At 53.4% G+C, this 17,309-nt stretch carries 15 protein-coding genes; all 15 read left to right on the top strand.

From position 1 onward, the window contains the following. Positions 1-8 precede the first annotated feature (8 nt). The 15 genes from nuoN (at position 9) to frr (ending at position 17,308) form a co-directional block, all read left to right on the top strand. Positions 9-1,448: an NADH-quinone oxidoreductase subunit NuoN gene (gene nuoN / locus WA318_RS11665; RefSeq protein ID WP_258548643.1), complete on the top strand. Its 1,440-nt coding sequence runs from the start codon at positions 9-11 to the stop codon at positions 1,446-1,448. A gap of 2 nt (positions 1,449-1,450) precedes the next feature. Then, positions 1,451-2,209, top strand: a complete 759-nt coding sequence (locus WA318_RS11660) for a biotin--[acetyl-CoA-carboxylase] ligase (protein ID WP_336081238.1) — start codon at positions 1,451-1,453, stop codon at positions 2,207-2,209. 42 nt (positions 2,210-2,251) lie between these two features. Next, positions 2,252-3,043, top strand: a complete 792-nt coding sequence (locus WA318_RS11655; RefSeq protein WP_114097361.1) for a type III pantothenate kinase — start codon at positions 2,252-2,254, stop codon at positions 3,041-3,043. Positions 3,044-3,116: 73 nt separating this feature from the next. Beyond that, entirely contained in the window at positions 3,117-4,793 is a 1,677-nt protein-coding gene (locus tag WA318_RS11650) for a ribonuclease J (RefSeq protein ID WP_336081235.1), read from the top strand. A 145-nt stretch (positions 4,794-4,938) separates the two neighbouring features. Then, positions 4,939-5,343: a methylmalonyl-CoA epimerase gene (gene mce / locus WA318_RS11645; protein WP_044826779.1), complete on the top strand. Its 405-nt coding sequence runs from the start codon at positions 4,939-4,941 to the stop codon at positions 5,341-5,343. 104 nt (positions 5,344-5,447) lie between these two features. After that, complete coding sequence (locus WA318_RS11640; protein WP_114097525.1) at positions 5,448-5,687, top strand: DUF1467 family protein; 240 nt, start codon at positions 5,448-5,450, stop codon at positions 5,685-5,687. Between the two features lie 417 nt (positions 5,688-6,104). After that, positions 6,105-6,662 carry a hypothetical protein gene (locus tag WA318_RS11635; RefSeq protein ID WP_336081230.1) on the top strand — a complete coding sequence of 186 codons (558 nt, stop codon included), beginning with the start codon at positions 6,105-6,107 and terminating at the stop codon, positions 6,660-6,662. A gap of 167 nt (positions 6,663-6,829) precedes the next feature. Then, positions 6,830-8,149: a proline--tRNA ligase gene (proS, locus tag WA318_RS11630; RefSeq protein WP_336081228.1), complete on the top strand. Its 1,320-nt coding sequence runs from the start codon at positions 6,830-6,832 to the stop codon at positions 8,147-8,149. A 112-nt stretch (positions 8,150-8,261) separates the two neighbouring features. Continuing rightward, positions 8,262-9,512, top strand: a complete 1,251-nt coding sequence (locus WA318_RS11625) for a lipoprotein-releasing ABC transporter permease subunit (RefSeq protein ID WP_336081226.1) — start codon at positions 8,262-8,264, stop codon at positions 9,510-9,512. After that, a complete protein-coding gene (locus WA318_RS11620; protein ID WP_336081224.1) occupies positions 9,505-10,239 on the top strand; it encodes an ABC transporter ATP-binding protein in 735 nt (244 codons plus the stop codon). Before WA318_RS11625 ends, WA318_RS11620 begins: the two co-directional genes overlap by 8 nt. A gap of 99 nt (positions 10,240-10,338) precedes the next feature. Then, the gene (gene dnaE / locus WA318_RS11615) at positions 10,339-13,824 is read left to right on the top strand and encodes a DNA polymerase III subunit alpha (RefSeq protein WP_336081222.1); all 3,486 of its coding nucleotides are present in this window, start codon (positions 10,339-10,341) and stop codon (positions 13,822-13,824) included. Positions 13,825-14,055: 231 nt separating this feature from the next. Beyond that, positions 14,056-14,835, top strand: coding sequence for a 30S ribosomal protein S2 (gene rpsB / locus WA318_RS11610; RefSeq protein ID WP_336081220.1), 780 nt, complete (start codon positions 14,056-14,058; stop codon positions 14,833-14,835). Positions 14,836-14,921: 86 nt separating this feature from the next. Next, positions 14,922-15,845 carry a translation elongation factor Ts gene (tsf, locus tag WA318_RS11605; protein ID WP_114097368.1) on the top strand — a complete coding sequence of 308 codons (924 nt, stop codon included), beginning with the start codon at positions 14,922-14,924 and terminating at the stop codon, positions 15,843-15,845. 165 nt (positions 15,846-16,010) lie between these two features. Then, the gene (gene pyrH / locus WA318_RS11600) at positions 16,011-16,742 is read left to right on the top strand and encodes a UMP kinase (RefSeq protein ID WP_068518933.1); all 732 of its coding nucleotides are present in this window, start codon (positions 16,011-16,013) and stop codon (positions 16,740-16,742) included. A 2-nt stretch (positions 16,743-16,744) separates the two neighbouring features. Beyond that, positions 16,745-17,308 (top strand): ribosome recycling factor, encoded by a 564-nt coding sequence (frr, locus tag WA318_RS11595; protein WP_114097369.1) that lies wholly within the window; start codon positions 16,745-16,747, stop codon positions 17,306-17,308. Position 17,309 lies beyond the last annotated feature (1 nt).

The following is a 17,309-nucleotide window of genomic DNA, read 5'->3' as shown; positions in this document are numbered from 1 at the left end:
GAATGAACATGGGAGTTTCTATGCTCAACCTCGGGGCCGCACTGCCCGAAATGTTTATGGCAGTTTCTGCCTTGGCGCTGTTGATGCTTGGGGTTTTCGCAGGCAAGGACAAAGCCTTCCGTACTGTATCCTGGCTGGCCGTTGCTGTTCAGCTTGTTACCATCGTTCTGGTGGTGGCAGGCGAGGGCGGAACTGCTTTCTATGGTCAGTTCACGGCTGATGCCTTTGCCAAGTTCTGTAAGGTCATGATCCTGATCGGTTCTGCAACCGGTATCATCATGGCAATGAACTTTGCCGAACGCGAAAATATGTCACGTTTCGAGTTCCCGATCCTGATCACCCTTGCCACCCTTGGCATGATGGCGATGGTTTCGGCAACCGATATGCTGTCGTTGTATCTCGGTCTCGAACTGCAGTCGCTTGCGCTTTATGTTGTTGCTGCTATTCGCCGTGACACGGTGCGTTCGACGGAATCGGGTCTGAAATACTTCATTCTTGGTTCGATCGCTTCGGGCATTCTGCTTTATGGCATGTCGATGGTTTACGGTTTCACCGGAACCACCAATTTCGACGTGCTTGCAGAAACCCTGGTTGCGGGCAACCTGCCGGTTGGCGCGATGGTCGGTATGGCGTTCATCTTTGCCGGTCTGTGCTTCAAGGTTTCCGCTGTTCCGTTCCACATGTGGACTCCGGACGTCTATGAAGGTGCACCGACCCCGGTCACGTCCTTCTTTGCGGTTGCTCCGAAGATTGCAGGTCTTGCACTGTTTATCCGTGTCGCTATCGGCCCGTTTGGCGGTGTTGTTGAAGACTGGCAGCAGATCATCGTTCTGATTTCGATCCTGTCGATGGCTGTTGGTTCTTTTGCCGCACTTCGTCAGGAAAACATCAAACGTCTGATGGCCTATTCGTCCATTGGTCACGTTGGTTTTGCACTGGTCGGTCTGGCAGCAGGCACCAAGGACGGTGTTACCGGTATTCTGGTTTATCTTGGCATTTACCTTGTCATGAACCTGGGCACCTTTGCGGTCATCCTGTGCATGCGTCGTAATGACCGTATGGCCGAAGAGATCACCGATCTTGCAGGCCTTGCCAAAACCAAGCCGCTGATGGCTGCGATTACCGCGATCCTGATGTTCTCGATGGCCGGTATTCCGCCGCTTGCTGGCTTCTTTGGCAAGTTCTATGTCTTCAAGGCAGCCGTTGATGCCGGTCTTGTGACGCTTGCTGTTATCGGTCTCGTGACTTCGGTTGTCAGTGCGTATTACTATCTGCGCATCATCAAGGTCATGTATTTCGATGAGCCGGTCGAAGGGTTCGATCGCAATGGCACCGAGATGAACGTGATCATGGCTGTTGCCACGATTATCATCCTTGCCTTTGTCTTCTTCCCGAACCTTCTGATGGACAGCGCAGCTGCCGCTGCGGCATCCCTGTTCGGAATGTAAGAATGACAGCGCGAACGATCCGTCTTCCCGAAGGGTTCTACCTTCATGAACTGGAAGCGATCGACAGCACAAATGATGAGGCCAAGCGCCTCGCAGACAAGGGCGCCCAAAGTGGCGCCCTTGTTCTAGCAAGAACACAAACATCCGGTCGCGGTCGTCGCGGTCGGGGCTGGTCATCACCGGTCGGCAATCTTTATTCTTCCTTGCTGTTGCGTCCGACCTGTTCGCTGGCAGACGCAGCACGCCTGACTTTTCTGATTGCGGTTGCCATGGCCGAGGCGGTTGAGACAGTGACTGGCAATCAGGTTCGGCCCGATTGCAAATGGCCCAATGATCTGATGGTCAATGGCCGCAAAATTTGCGGCATCCTGCTTGAAAGTGCATCCAATCAGGGATCGGCGACCGATTACCTTGTGATCGGGGCAGGGGTGAATGTCGCGTTTTTCCCCGAGGACTCCGAACGTCCGGCAACGTCGCTTGCCGCCCTTGGTGCGCCGGTTTCGGTCGATGATCTGGTTTCGACCTATGTCGGGCGCATTGCCCACTGGTTGCCGATCTGGGAGAACGAGGGGTTTGCACCCATTCGCGAAGCCTGGCTCGCGCGTGGCTACGGGATTGGCAAGCCGGTTGTTGCCCGTTTGACCGAACGCGAGTTGTCGGGAACTTTTGTCGGACTTGATGATGATGGTTCACTTGTCCTAAGAGAAGACAACGGAACAGAACACCGTATCGGGGCTGGCGAAGTCTTCTTTGCGTCCTGATATGAATGATACCCTTGCGATTAGCGGAGGCCTGTAAGCATCATGTTGCTTGCGATTGACGCCGGGAACACCAACATCGTTTTCGCCGTATTTGATGGGGATACCATCAAGGGACAGTGGCGTTGTTCAACCACCACAGAACGTACTGCCGATGAATTGGGCGTATGGTTACATCACCTGTTTACGCTGGCCGGTGTGCCGGTGGACGCGATCACGGGCGCGATTATCGCGACAGTGGTGCCCGCGGCCGAATTCAGCCTGAAGACCCTGTGTCGTCGTTATTTCGATGTTGAACCGATGGTCGTTGGGGACCCGGAGATTGATCTTGATATGAAGATCGTCATGGACCGCCCCAGCGAAGTCGGTGCTGACCGTCTTGTCAACGCGGTCGCAGCCCACGCCCTGTTTGGCGGACCGCTGGTGGTTCTTGATTTCGGGACGGCGACGACTTTTGATGTTGTCGACAGCAATGGTGATTATCTGGGTGGTGTGATTGCGCCCGGTGTTAACCTGTCGATCAAGGCACTTCACATGGCGGCGGCCCAGTTGCCGATGGTCGCGATCGAAGCCCCGCGCAATGTTGTCGGTAAAAATACCGTCGAAGCGATGCAGTCCGGCGTTTACTGGGGCTATGTGTCCATGATCGAAGGCCTGCTTGCCCGTATCCGCAAACAGCAAAACCTTGAGCATATCAAGGTCGTTGCAACTGGCGGGCTTGCGCCGCTATTTACAAAGGCTGTAGATGAAATTGAACATTTGCATGGCGATCTGACCATGCTGGGGCTGTTGATGATTTACCGTCGCAACAGCAACAAGACTGCCAATCAGGCCTGATAAAGGCTTGCGCCGGATACGGGGACTGATCCCCGTATCTGATCCGAGTGCCGAAAGTAAAGGAATACCGTCAGTGGATTTGTATTTGCCAAAAGACGAAGTGTTGTTTGTGCCGCTCGGCGGTTCCGGCGAGATTGGCATGAACCTTAACCTTTATGGCTACGACGATCAGTGGCTGATGGTTGATATGGGTGTTTCCTTTGGCGAGGAGGGGCTTCCCGGTGTTGACGTGGTTATGCCCGACCCGGCCTTTATCGAGGAACGCAAGGACAAGCTGCTTGGTCTTGTTCTGACCCATGCGCATGAAGACCATCTGGGCGCTGTGCCCTATTTGTGGCCGCGACTGAAATGTCCGATCTATGCAACACCGTTTGCGGCGGAATTCCTTAAGGCCAAACTGTCAGAAACCGATTTTGCCGATCAGGTGCCGATCCACGTGATCGAACTTGGCGGTCGGTTCAAACTGGGCTGCTTTGATATCGAATTTGTCACCATGACCCATTCGATTCTCGAACCTAATGCCCTTGCCATCCGCACGCCCAAGGGACTGATCGTCCATACAGGTGACTGGAAATTCGACCCTGACCCCCAGATTGGCGAAGCATCCGATGTCAAAAAGCTTGAAGCTTTGGGCGATGAGGGGGTGATGGCGCTGGTCTGTGATTCGACCAATGTCTTTTCCGAAGGTAAAACCGGATCAGAAGGCGACGTTGCCAAGAATCTGTCGACCCTGTTTAAGGAACATCCACAGGGGCGCATTGCCGTTGCCTGCTTTGCCACCAACGTCGCCCGTGTTCAGTCAGTGATCGAAGCCGCTCATGAAAACGGGCGCTGTGTCGGTCTTGCCGGGCGGTCGCTTAATCGCGTGACCGAGGCTGCGCGTGAAGTCGGCTATCTGACCGGCTACCCGAACCTTCTGTCTGATGACGAAGCCATGGAAGTACCCAAGGATCAGGTTCTTTTGATTTGCACGGGATCACAGGGCGAACCGCGTGCTGCATTGTCGCGCATTGCCAAGGGCGATCATCCGACGGTCGAACTTGATCCCGGTGACACGGTTGTTTTCTCGGCCCGTGAAATTCCGGGGAACGAGAAATCCATCGGCTATATCCAGAATCTTCTGATCCGTCGTGGCATCAAGGTCATTACTGCACGTGACGAGCCGATTCATGTTTCCGGCCATCCCGGACGCGAAGACCTGACGCGGATGTATCAGCTGACCCGTCCGAAAATCCTTGTTCCGGTGCATGGGGAAACCCGTCATCTGTGTGAACAGGCGGCACTGGGCGCAGAATGCCAGATCCCCGAACAAGTCATTCCCCATGATGGCACGGTCATCCGTCTGTCACCGGGCGAAGCACATGTGATCGGTGTTGCCGAGGCAGGCATTCTTGCCCTTGATGGCGGGCGCCTGCTTAAGCGTGATGCCGACACCATCCGCAACCGTAACCGGATCGTCTGGAATGGTGTCATATTTGTCACCCTGGTGCTCAACCAGTTCGGTGAAATGGTCAATGATCCGATGATCACGGCCCCCAGCCTGTTTGACGAGCCGGGAGACGAAACGCGTCTGGATCATTTCGCTGCTGAAATCGGCAATCGGGTAGATCAGCTTAATGATGACGAGGTTCTTGATGATGCGGCTGTTATCCTTGCCGTTCGTCAGGCATTGCGTCGTCCGGTACGACAGCGTCTTGGCAAACGCCCGCTGATCGAAGTCCATCTGGTGCGTGTCACGGAAAAGGGCTGATTGCCCGTAAAGCGACCCCGATCACAGTCACGGGAAAGAACCCGGCGATTAATTGCCTGTTCGACGAAATGGGGAATTGTCTTTTGGCGTTCGGCTATCCTAGATTGACGCTGATCGGGCAGATCACATTCGCAGGAGCAAGACCATGATTGGACGGCTAAATCACGTCGCCATCGCAGTACCGGACCTTGAAGCAGGCATTGCGCAGTATCGTGATGTCCTTGGGGCCAAAGTATCCGAGCCACAGGACGAACCCGATCACGGCGTGACGGTGGTTTTTGTCGAACTGCCCAATACCAAGATCGAATTGCTTTATCCGCTGGGCGAGAATTCACCGATCAAGGGATTCCTTGAAAAGAATGCGTCTGGCGGCATTCACCATGTTTGCTATGAGGTTGATGACATTCTGGCCGCGCGTGACAAGCTTCAGGCAAGCGGCGCGCGCGTGCTTGGTGATGGTGAACCAAAGATCGGGGCACATGGAAAGCCGGTTCTGTTCCTGCATCCCAAGGATTTCAACGGCACACTGGTCGAACTTGAGCAGGTTTGACAACACACCGTGCAATCAAGACACCTGTCCCGTGATGATATCACCGGGCAGGCGTGCTGTTTCCCACCGACAAGAATTTTGCCCACCACAAAGAAGAGAAACTCATGAACTGGTTTTCAGGACTGCTGGTCTATATCGTTATCTGGTGGCTTGTTCTGTTCATGGTTTTACCATTCGGCGTGAAGCGCGAGGAAAATGTTGAACCCGGAAATGACAGCGGCGCACCGCAAAAAGCCCATATGTGGAAAAAGGTCTTCGCCACAAGTGTCATTTCAGCAATTTTGTGGGCTGTTGCAGTCTTTGTGATTACCAGCGGCATGATCGAAGTCCGCCCGCCGCAATAAACCAGACAGTCATTGCAGATAACATAAAACCCCGCACAAAATTCTGCGGGGTTTTGTCGTTAAAGACTGCACAAAATCGGATTGGACGGGGCAGGAGCAAAAAAAAAGCAAGATCGCGAGGATCTTGCTAAGATGCTATTTTTATAGCTATTTTCCCGTAATCTTTTTTATGCTTCCTCCTAAGACCTGGGCATGTAGCACAGGTTTTAATTCGACGTCGCGCCTGCTTCTTGTATGCTTATTGGCAACAAAGCCTCCCGCAATTTTATGAGCGGCTGCGATACGCCTCCCGCAACGATCTTGCGCCGAAAGCGGAGGATTAAAAAGCCACATGTTTCAGTTTTATGCAAGATGTTTTGACCAAACTTCACAAATGTTTCGATGCTGCGCCGCACACAGATAGGGTGAAACTACAAGATGACTAATATTCCATTGGTCGAACCTATTTCCAGCCATGGCTTGGGCCTAAAAATCAGACTATTGGCGGTTGTTTCTGCAACCTTGATGATTGCGGTTCCGGTGTCCGGGGCGATGGGGCAGGCCGAATCCCCGTTCCCATCTTCGCAAGAAAATCCGCTGACCGGGGATGCCGACGCGACGTCTCCGGTTGTCGAGGATGTCAAACAGACGATCACTGTGTCAAAGTCGGCTTGTCGTGCTTTGGTGCAACACGTGCCGGATGCGGATGTTGCCTATCAGCCCGGTGTTGATGTTCGTGGCAACAAGGTTGTCGGAGCTGATCTGAATGGGGGCAGCAATATTTTGCAATCCTTGCCAAAGGAAATCGAATTTCCGGTGACGCTGGACTTCTTCGCATATAGCGGCATCGCAGTGCCGGACGGTGTTAGCGGCGAGCAGTCGATTGGCAAAATCACATATCGCAATGGCCGGGTGTACTTTAATGATCAGCCGCTGGGCGACGAGGCATATAGTGACGAACTGATCGCCGCTTGTCGCGAAGCGGGCTTTCGCTGATCGGAATACGCGTCTGATTTCGACCATCGCAGTTTTGCCATCATTTAAAACTATGCAGGCCGGGATCATATTACGAAGTTCCGGCTTGCGTTTCGGGCTGTGCTGTCGCATTTTCCGGGCAAGGTTTATACACCCACATATTCAGATTTGATCATCACGAGGCATTGATGCGTCTTTCCCAGTTCTTTCTGCCGACCCTGAAGGAAACCCCGTCAGAAGCACAGATCGTTTCTCATCGTCTGATGCTGCGCGCCGGCATGGTGCGTCAGCTCACGTCAGGGATCTATTCATGGTTGCCGCTTGGCTACCGTGTTCTTAAAAAGATCGAACAGATTGTTCGTGAAGAACAGGACGCTGTTGGTTGCAACGAATTGCTGATGCCGACGATCCAGCCGGCCGAGCTTTGGCAGGAAAGTGGTCGTTATGACGATTACGGTCTTGAGATGCTGCGCATTACGGACCGCCATGATCGTCAGATGCTGTTTGGTCCGACCAACGAAGAAGCCATCACCGATATCTTCCGTAAGGATGTGCGTTCCTACAAACAGCTGCCGCAGCTGCTGTATCATATTCAGTGGAAGTTCCGTGACGAGATCCGCCCGCGCTTTGGCGTGATGCGCGGGCGCGAATTCCTGATGAAGGATGCCTATTCGTTCGATATCGATTACGAAAGCTCGCGTCACGCCTATAACAAGATGTTCCTGGCATATTGCCGGACCTTCACCCGTCTGGGCGTCAAGGCCATCCCGATGGTTGCTGATACCGGACCGATTGGTGGTGATCTGAGCCATGAATTCATCATTCTCGCCGATACCGGCGAAAGCGAAGTCTTCTGCGACCAGAAGTGGCTCGCCAAAGACCTGAGCGGCAAGGGCGTTGATCTTAATGACCGTACTGCTCTGGAAAACTGGGTGCAGGGTACGCTGGTTGATTATGCCGCGACCGAAGAAAAGCACGATCCGGCCAACAGCCCGATTTCCGGTGAAGACCTGATCGCGACCCGCGGGATCGAAGTCGGCCATATATTCCACTTCGGAACCAAATATTCTGAACCGATGGGCGCGACTGTTCTTGGCCCGGATGGCAAGGAAGTCCCGGTCATGATGGGGTCTTACGGGATCGGTGTCTCGCGTCTTGTCGGTGCATTGATCGAAGCATCGCATGATGAAAACGGTATTATCTGGCCCGATGCGGTTGCACCTTACAAGGTTGGTCTGATCAACCTGCGTACAGGTGACGATGAATGCGATGCTGCCTGTGAAGATGCCTATGCGAAGCTGTCGAACGCTGGCATTGAGGTTCTTTATGATGACCGCGACATTCGTGCTGGTGGCAAATTCGCCGATATGGACCTGATAGGTCTGCCATGGCAGATCGTGATTGGCCCGAAAGGCTTGAAAAACGGTGTGGTTGAACTGAAAAACCGCAGAACCGGTGAAAAAACAGAAGTCACATTTGAAGCGGCTCTGAACCAGATCAGCGCCTGATAAAATATTGTTTGACGGGGCGGCTTAGGGCTGCCCCGTTATCATTTCGGCTTTGGGGGCCCCAGGCCACCCGGACCATTTCCTGACCATATTCCACAAGGATAGATTGCCCATGTTCAGTCCGTTCGAGCGTATGGTGGCCTTTCGCTACCTACGTCCACGTCGGCAGGAAGGCTTTGTTTCCGTCATCGCCATCTTTTCGTTGCTTGGCATCATGCTTGGTGTTGCGACGCTGATTATCGTTATGTCGGTGATGAACGGTTTCCGTGCCGAACTGCTTGGCCGCATTTTGGGGCTGAACGGGCATATCTCTGTTTATGCGCAGGGCAATGGTGGCATTGGTGACTATGCCAAGATCGAAAAGCAGATCGCCGAGACCGGAAATGTCATGATGACGGTCCCCGTGGTTGAAGGGCAGGTGATGGCTTCGAAAAACGGTCGTGCATCGGGTGCAATTGTACGTGGTATGCGTCCCGAAGACGTCAAAACGCGCAAGACGATTGCTGATAACATCGTTTTCGGCTCGCTTGATGACTTTAAGGGCGATGATACCGTGATCATGGGTGCGCGCCTTGCCATGAAACTTGGCGTCGGTGTCGGCGATACGGTCAACCTGATTTCGCCCAAGGGCAATGTCACGGCCTTTGGCGCGGTTCCGCGCGTCCGGGCTTATACGGTTGCCGGTCTGTTTGATATTGGCATGTATGAATATGACAGCGGCTTTATCTTCATGCCGTTATCAGCAGCCCAGGTTTATTTCCGTCTGCCTGAACAGATCACGCATTTCGAAGTCATGCTTGATGATATCTCGGTCCTTGGAGATACCATGGATCAGTTGCTGACCACGTTGTCTGGTGAGCGCTTGCGACTTGTGAACTGGCAGCAATCCAATGCCGGGTTCTTCAATGCACTTCAAGTCGAACGCAATGTGATGTTCCTGATCCTGACCCTGATTATTCTGGTCGCCGCATTCAACATCATTTCGGGCATGGTCATGCTGGTGAAGGACAAGGGACGCGATATCGCGATCCTGCGAACAATGGGGGCGACGAGACAGTCCATCATGAAGGTGTTCTTCCTTGCAGGTGCCTCTATTGGTGTCCTGGGAACGCTCAGCGGTCTGATCATCGGGGTTCTGTTCTGTCTGAACATTGAAAATATCCGTCAGTTCATTCAAACCCTGACCGGGACCGATCTGTTTAACGCCGAGATCTATTTCCTGTCACAGCTTCCTGCGGACATGGATGTCAGCGAAGTGGTGCTGGTTTGTGTGATGTCACTGAGCTTGTCTTTCCTTGCGACCGTCTATCCGGCATGGCGTGCGTCACGCCTCGATCCGGTGGAGGCCCTGCGTTATGAGTGATCTGATCAAAACCACAGCCAAACAGCGTTCGCGCAATGTTGTTCTGCGCCTTGAAAAGATTGATCGCATCTTCAATCAGGGGCCAGATCAGCTCGAAATTCTCAAATCGGTTGATCTTGAAATTCATCAGGGCGAAATCGTCGCCCTTGTCGGCCCGTCCGGTGCCGGTAAATCTACGCTGCTTCAGATTGCCGGGCTTCTGGAAAAGCCCGATGGTGGTCTGGTGTCGATTGGTGGCAAACGCAGCACCGATCTTTCTGATCTTGCCCGTACCGAGATGCGTCGAAAGCATATCGGTTTTGTCTATCAGTACCATCATTTGCTGCCGGAGTTTTCCGCATTGGAAAATGTCGTTATGCCGCAAATGATCAACGGGCTTAAACGGGCAGAAGCCGAAGAACGCGGACTTGAACTGTTGCGCTGTCTTGGTCTTGAAAAGCGTGCAGATCACCGTCCGGCACGCCTTTCGGGCGGCGAACAACAGCGTGTGGCAATTGCCCGCGCGCTGGCCAATGTGCCGGATGTCCTGTTTGCCGATGAACCGACCGGGAACCTTGATCCGCAGACCGCGGAAACCGTGTTTGGCATGTTGATGACACTGGTACGCGAAACCGGACTGGCGTCGCTGATCGCGACCCATAACCCGGAACTGGCGCGCCAGATGGACCGGGTCGTGACCCTGCGCGATGGTCATTTGATCAAACTTGATCCTGCCGAACTTTCCTAAGCGATCAAAATTCTTTAAGCTGGTCTGACACATCGCATTCCGGGTCCGGAATGCGATGTGTCACCTGCCTTTTTACTTTATCTCAGAGGTCTAGCTCCGATGGAAAACGGTTTCGTCCATCTTCGTGTTCACACCAACTATTCGCTTGCCGAAGGTGCCATCACGACCAAGGAGCTGGCGAAACTCTGTGCCGCTGACGGCCAGCCTGCCGTTGCAATGACCGATACCGACAACATGTTTGGCGCTCTTGATTTTGCTGGCGCGCTTAGTGGTAGCGGTGTTCAGCCGATCCTTGGCGTTCAGATGGGGGTGGAACGCTTTGGCGATAAACCCGTTGTCGGGAAAATCGCCCGCGAACCGATGCCGGATCGTCTGGTGCTGATTGCACAAAACAAGGAAGGTTATTTCAATCTTCTGAAAATTGTGTCGCGCGCCCACATGACATCCGAAGCCGGTAGCGAACCCAAAGCCCTGTACGAGCATATCCGCACCTATTCCGATCACGTCATTTGCCTGACCGGTGGCCCGACCGGGCCACTGGCGCGACTTCTGGCCGAAGAACAGGTTGAAAAGGCCGAAGATTGCCTTGCCCAGCTCAAGGATATATTCGGTGATCGTCTGTATATTGAACTGCAGCGCCACGGTGAAGAGCTGGAAGATCTGGTCGAGCCCGGATTGATCAAACTTGCCTATGATCACAATGTGCCGCTTGTCGCCACCAATAACTGCTATTTCCCGTCGATTGATATGTATGAAGCGCACGACGTCTTCATCTGTATCGGACAGGGGGCTGTTGTTGGTCAGGAAGATCGCTGGAAACTCACGCCCGATCACCGCTTCAAGACCGCAGCCGAAATGCGCGACTTGTTTGCCGATATCCCCGAGGCCTGTGACAATACGCTTCTGATTGCGAAGCGTTGTTCCTGGCACGTTGAAAAGATCGACCCGATCTTGCCGCCATTCGACTGCGGCGAAGGCCGCACAGAGGTCGATGAATTGCGTCACATGTCCGAAGAAGGCCTTAAGGGGCGTCTGGAAAAATATGTCTATACCGAAGGCATGTCGGACACCGAAAAGGAAGAAATCGCCAAACCATATTGGGAACGCCTTGATTACGAACTGGGCATCATCAACCAGATGGGCTTCCCCGGTTACTTCCTGATCGTTGCGGACTTTATCCAATGGGCCAAGGATCACGGGATTCCGGTCGGGCCCGGTCGTGGTTCGGGTGCAGGGTCGCTGGTTGCCTATGCGCTTTTGATTACCGACCTTGATCCGTTGCGTTTCTCGTTGCTGTTCGAACGTTTCCTTAATCCGGAACGTGTCTCGATGCCTGACTTTGACGTCGATTTCTGTCAGGACCGGCGCGGTGAGGTAATCGAATATGTCCAGAAGAAATACGGACATGATCGTGTTGCCCAGATCATCACCTTCGGTAAGCTGCAGGCAAAGGCCGCCGTGCGTGACGTTGGTCGCGTTCTGAGCATCCCATATGGCTATGTCGACAAGATCTGTAAGATGATCCCGGGTGATCCAGCCAAGCCGATCCCGCTTAAGGAAGGGATCGACATGGAACCCGACCTTCGCCGGATTGCGCGTGAAGACCCCGATATTGACCGTTTGCTGTCAATTGCGATGCAGATCGAAGGGCTTTATCGCAACTCATCGACCCACGCGGCGGGCGTGGTGATCGGGGACCGCGACCTTGATGAACTGGTCCCGATCTATCGCGATCCGCGTTCGGACATGCCGGTCACCCAGTTCAACATGAAGTATGTTGAAAATGCCGGTCTTGTGAAGTTTGACTTCCTTGGTCTGAAGACGCTGACGGTGATCATCGAAGCTGTCAAGCTCATGCTTCAACGTAAAGACGTCCCGCAAAGCTTTGATATCAGTGCTATTCCTCTTGATGATCGAGCGTCGTTCAAATTGCTGTCTGCTGCGGAAACAGTTGGCGTGTTCCAGCTTGAATCCCAGGGCATGCAGGATGTCTTGCGGGGGCTGAAGCCCGATACCCTTGAAGATATTATCGCTGTCGTGGCGCTCTATCGTCCGGGGCCGATGGATAACATTCCGCATTACATCGCGCGTAAGCATGGTCAGGAAGAACCTGATTATATGCACCCGATGTTGCAGCCGATCCTCGAAGAAACCTATGGCATCATGATCTATCAGGAGCAAGTCATGGAACTTGCCCAGATCATGGCGGGCTACTCGCTTGGCGGTGCTGACCTGTTGCGCCGTGCAATGGGTAAGAAAATCGCCGAGGAAATGGAAAAACAGCGCAGCCTGTTTGTCGATGGCGCGGAAAAGAACAGCGTTGATCGCGGGCAGGCGTCTGACATCTTCGATCAGGTGGCGAAGTTCGCATCCTATGGCTTTAACAAATCCCATGCAGCTGCTTATGCGCTGGTGGCCTATCAGACGGCTTATCTGAAGGCGAACTATCCGGTCGAGTTCATGGCCGCACTTATGACGCTCGATATGCATAACACCGAAAAACTTGCGGTGTTCAAGCAGGAGGTCGAACGTCTTGAGATCGAAATCCTGCCACCATGCGTCAATAATTCCCAAGTGGCATTTTCCGTCGAAAACCACGATGGCGTGCGCAAGATCCGCTATGCATTGGCCGCGGTCCGAAATGTTGGTGACGCGGCGATGGAAAGCCTTGTGGCGGAACGCGAGGCCAATGGGCCTTTCAAGGATATAACCGATTTTGCATCACGTATTGACAGTCGTGCTGTGAACAAACGTTTGCTTGAAAACCTTGTGCGGGCAGGGGCCCTTGACTGCCTGTCACCCAATCGCAAGGTCATGTTCGAGAATGTCGACAAGGTAATCGCCGTTGCCCAGCGTGAAATGCAGGCCCGCAACGATGATCAGATTTCAATGTTCGGTGACAGCAGTGGCTTTGGCAAAGATAAGATCCGCCTGCCGGATGAACGTGACTGGGTGCCGATGGAAAAGCTGACCGAGGAATTCTCGGCCATCGGTTTCTATTTGTCGGCTCATCCCCTTGATACATTTGGTAAAAGTATCCAGCGGATCGGGATTGCCCCGATCAAGGAACTGCCAGCCCGAATGCGTGCACAGAACAAGGGCGCCATTCGCCTTGCCGGGACATTGATCAACGCGCGCGAAATGATATCAAAAAAGAACGGGTCAAAGTTTGCCTTTGTAATGTTCTCCGATCCGACTGGAAGTTTCGAGGTCGCTTTTTGGGCCGAAGCCTGGGCTGCCTATAAGGAAATCATCAATGCGGGTCGTCCCGTACTGCTCGTGGTGGCCGCCGAGATGCGCGAGGGGCAGTTGCGTATTCAGGGACAGCGCGTCGAGGATCTGGAGCAGGCCGTTGCCGGTGCTGCTGAGGGCATCCGTATTCGCCTGAACCGCCCCGATCCGGTTGCTGAAATTCGCCAGCTTCTCGAAGGTGCGGGGAAGGGGCGTGGTCTTGTGACGCTTTCGTCTGTCTGTGATGACGGCCGGATGGCCGAAATCGAGCTTGACGACAAATACAAGGTCGGTCCGTCCCTTATCGGGGCGATCGGTGCCATTCCCGGTGTCGAATTCGCCGAAGAAATCTGATCAATTCCATTGTGTGATCTGTTAAATTGGTTCGATCCTTCACAAAGCGCGCAGAAATGCGCACTTTAGGGCTTGCATTCTTGTCGGTACGGGATTAAAACCCGCCCCGAACATCGCACGCGGAAGAGCGGCGACTGCCGTCATATGGCAACTCGTCCATCCGGTGTTTCATGCATGAGGCGTGAAATTCCCTTTCGCGGAGGTATTAACCGGAAAAAGGTAGGAACTATTATGGCATTGCCAACCTTTACCATGCGCCAGCTCATGGAAGCTGGTGTCCACTTTGGTCACCACACCCGCCGTTGGAACCCGAAGATGAAAAAATTCATCTTTGGTGCACGTAACGACATCCACATCCTGAACCTGCAGGAAACCGTCCCGATGCTGCATCGTGCGATGCAGGCTGTTCGCGACGTAACTGCTTCGGGCGGTCGTGTTCTCTTCGTCGGTACCAAGCGTCAGGCTTCCCCGATCATCGCAGACGCTGCAAAGCGTTGCGGCCAGTACTATGTGAACCATCGCTGGCTCGGCGGCATGCTGACCAACTGGAATACTGTTTCCAATTCGATCAAACGCCTTAAAGAACAGGAAGAAATCCTGTCTGCAGGTGCAGAAGGTCTGACCAAAAAAGAAATCCTGAACCTGACCCGTTCGCGCGACAAGCTTGAGCGCGCACTTGGCGGTATCAAGGACATGGGTGGTCTTCCGGACATCATCGTCGTGGTTGACACCAACAAAGAAGCACTTGCTGTTCATGAAGCAAAGAACCTGAACATTCCGGTCGTTGCAATCCTCGATTCCAACTCTGATCCGGCAAACGTTCAGTACCCGATCCCGGGCAACGACGATGCGATCCGTGCGATCCAGCTGTATTGCGACCTGTTCGTTGGTTCTGTTCTGGACGGTATCCAGGAAGAAATGACTGCTTCTGGCGCAGATCTCGGCGAAGCGGAAGAAGTTCCGGCCGAAGCAGCTGCCGCAGTTGAAGCTGCAGAAGAAGCTTCCGCATAAGTTTCACTTTGTATCTGATGAAACGGCGGCTAGCATGCCGCCGTTTTGTTAGGTGTTCACCTGATCGCGTAATAGGGGCTTTAAAAATGGCTATTACCGCTGCTCTCGTAAAAGAGCTTCGCGAAACCACCGGCGCTGGCATGATGGATTGCAAGAAAGCGCTTTCCGAAACCGATGGTAACCTTGAAGCAGCTGTTGACTGGCTGCGCACCAAAGGTCTTGCTGCTGCTGCCAAGAAAGCTGGCCGTGTTGCTGCCGAAGGTCTGGTTTCTGTTGCTGTTGACGGCAACAAAGGTGCAGTTATCGAGCTGAACTCGGAAACCGATTTCGTTTCTCGTAACGAAGACTTCCAGAAATTTGTCGGTGAAATCGCGACCCAGGCTGTTGCTGCAAATGGCGACATTGATGCCCTTAAAGCTACTGCTTTCCCGGGTACTTCACGTAACGTCGAAGAGCAGGTCACTCACATGATCGCTACCATCGGCGAAAACATGTCGTTGCGCCGTTCGGCTGGTCTGTCGGTTGAGAAGGGCGTCGTTGCGTCCTACATCCACTCGGCAGTTGCTGCTAACCTCGGTAAAATCGGTGTTCTGGTTGCTCTGGAATCGGAAGCTGATGCCGCTGTTCTTGACGGTTTGGGCAAACAGATCGCAATGCACATTGCGGCAACCAACCCGGCATCTGCAACCGTTGAAGATCTGGATCCTGAACTGGTCGAGCGCGAGAAAGCCGTTCTGACCGAGCAGGCCAAAGAATCCGGTCGCCCGGCAGAAATCATCGAAAAGATGATTGAAGGTCGTATCCGTAAATATTACGAGCAGGTCGTTCTGGTTGAGCAGACCTTCGTTATTGACGGTGAAAACAAAGTCAAAGACGTGATCGCAAATGCTGCTAAAGAAGCTGGCAAGCCGATCACCCTCAAGGGCTTTGTCCGCTTCGAACTCGGTGAAGGCATCGAGAAAGAAGAAAAAGACTTTGCTGCAGAAGTTGCTGAGCAGCTGAAGAAATAAACATATGATCGGAATGGTGCTTCGCGCATCATTTCGTGTATGATCCAGACCGGCGAGGTCGGCAGCGCATGTCCGCCCTGTTACTCGCCGGTCTTTTTATATCTGAATTTTGCATTTCCCGTGTTAGGGCAATGCGTTACATCGGCATTTAAGAGGCATTGAGATATGGCAGAAAACGGCCAACTGAAATTTCGCCGCGTTCTTCTTAAGCTCTCGGGTGAAGGGCTTTTAGGGAAACAGCAATACGGGATTGATCCTGAAACGGTTGACCGGATTGCCAGCGAAATCAAAGCCGTTCATGACATGGGTGCCGAAGTTTGCATGGTGATTGGCGGCGGAAACATCTTCCGCGGCGTCAAAGGGGCCTCGCAGGGTATGGAACGCGCAACCGCCGACTATATGGGCATGCTGGCGACCATCATGAATGCGCTGGCCGTTCAGAATGCGCTTGAGCGCCATGGCGTTCAGACCCGTGTCCAGTCTGCCATTCCGATGTCTTCTGTTTGTGAGCCCTATATCCGCCGTCGGGCTGTCCGTCACATGGAAAAGGGCCGGGTCGTCATCTTTGCTGCGGGTACCGGTAACCCGTTCTTTACAACGGATACGGCGGCTGCATTGCGTGCTGTTGAAATGGGTTGCGATGCGCTGCTTAAGGGGACTCAGGTTGATGGTGTTTACACCGCTGACCCGAAAACCGATCCCACAGCAGAACGTTACGACCAACTTACCTATATGGAAGTTTTGTCCAAAGATTTGCGTGTGATGGATGCATCGGCTATTTCTTTGGCTCGCGAAAATGATATTCCGGTTATCGTATTTTCTTTGCATAATCCGGGTGCCTTTGCAGACGTCGTTACTGCAAAGGGGACGTTTACGATTATTTCGAATGGAGACTGAACGTGTCTGACGTTGCTGGCCTAAAAAAGGACCTGTCCCGCCGTATGGAAGGGGCAGTCGAAGTATTGCACAAGGAATTCACCGGTCTGCGTACCGGGCGCGCCAGTGTGAGCCTTCTTGAGCCGGTCATGGTTGAAGCCTATGGCGTTCCGACCCCGCTTAACCAGGTGGCATCTGTCAGCGTTCCCGAAGCACGTATGCTTTCGGTTCAGGTCTGGGACAAGTCGATGGTGAAATCCGTCGAGAAAGCCATCCGTGATTCCGGGCTGGGTCTTAACCCGGCTGCTGATGGTACGCTTGTTCGCGTTCCGATCCCGGCTCTGAACGAAGAGCGCCGCGCTGAGCTGTCCAAGGTTGCAGGCAAATATGCCGAACAAGCCAAGGTGTCGGTCCGCAACGTGCGTCGTGACGGCATGGATCAGCTAAAAAAATGGGAAAAAGACAGCGAGATTTCCAAAGACGAGATGCACAGCGAAGAAAAAGAGATCCAGAAGCTGACCGATAAGGTCATTGCCGAGATCGACGAGACGCTGGCAAATAAAGAACAGGAAATCATGCAAGTCTGAT

Origin of the sequence: Thalassospira sp. CH_XMU1448-2 (assembly GCF_037027285.1) — a bacterium.
GTDB lineage: Bacteria > Pseudomonadota > Alphaproteobacteria > Rhodospirillales > Thalassospiraceae > Thalassospira > Thalassospira profundimaris_C.
Note: the sequence above shows the minus strand (reverse complement) of the source record. Positions and strands in the feature narration are given on the sequence as shown.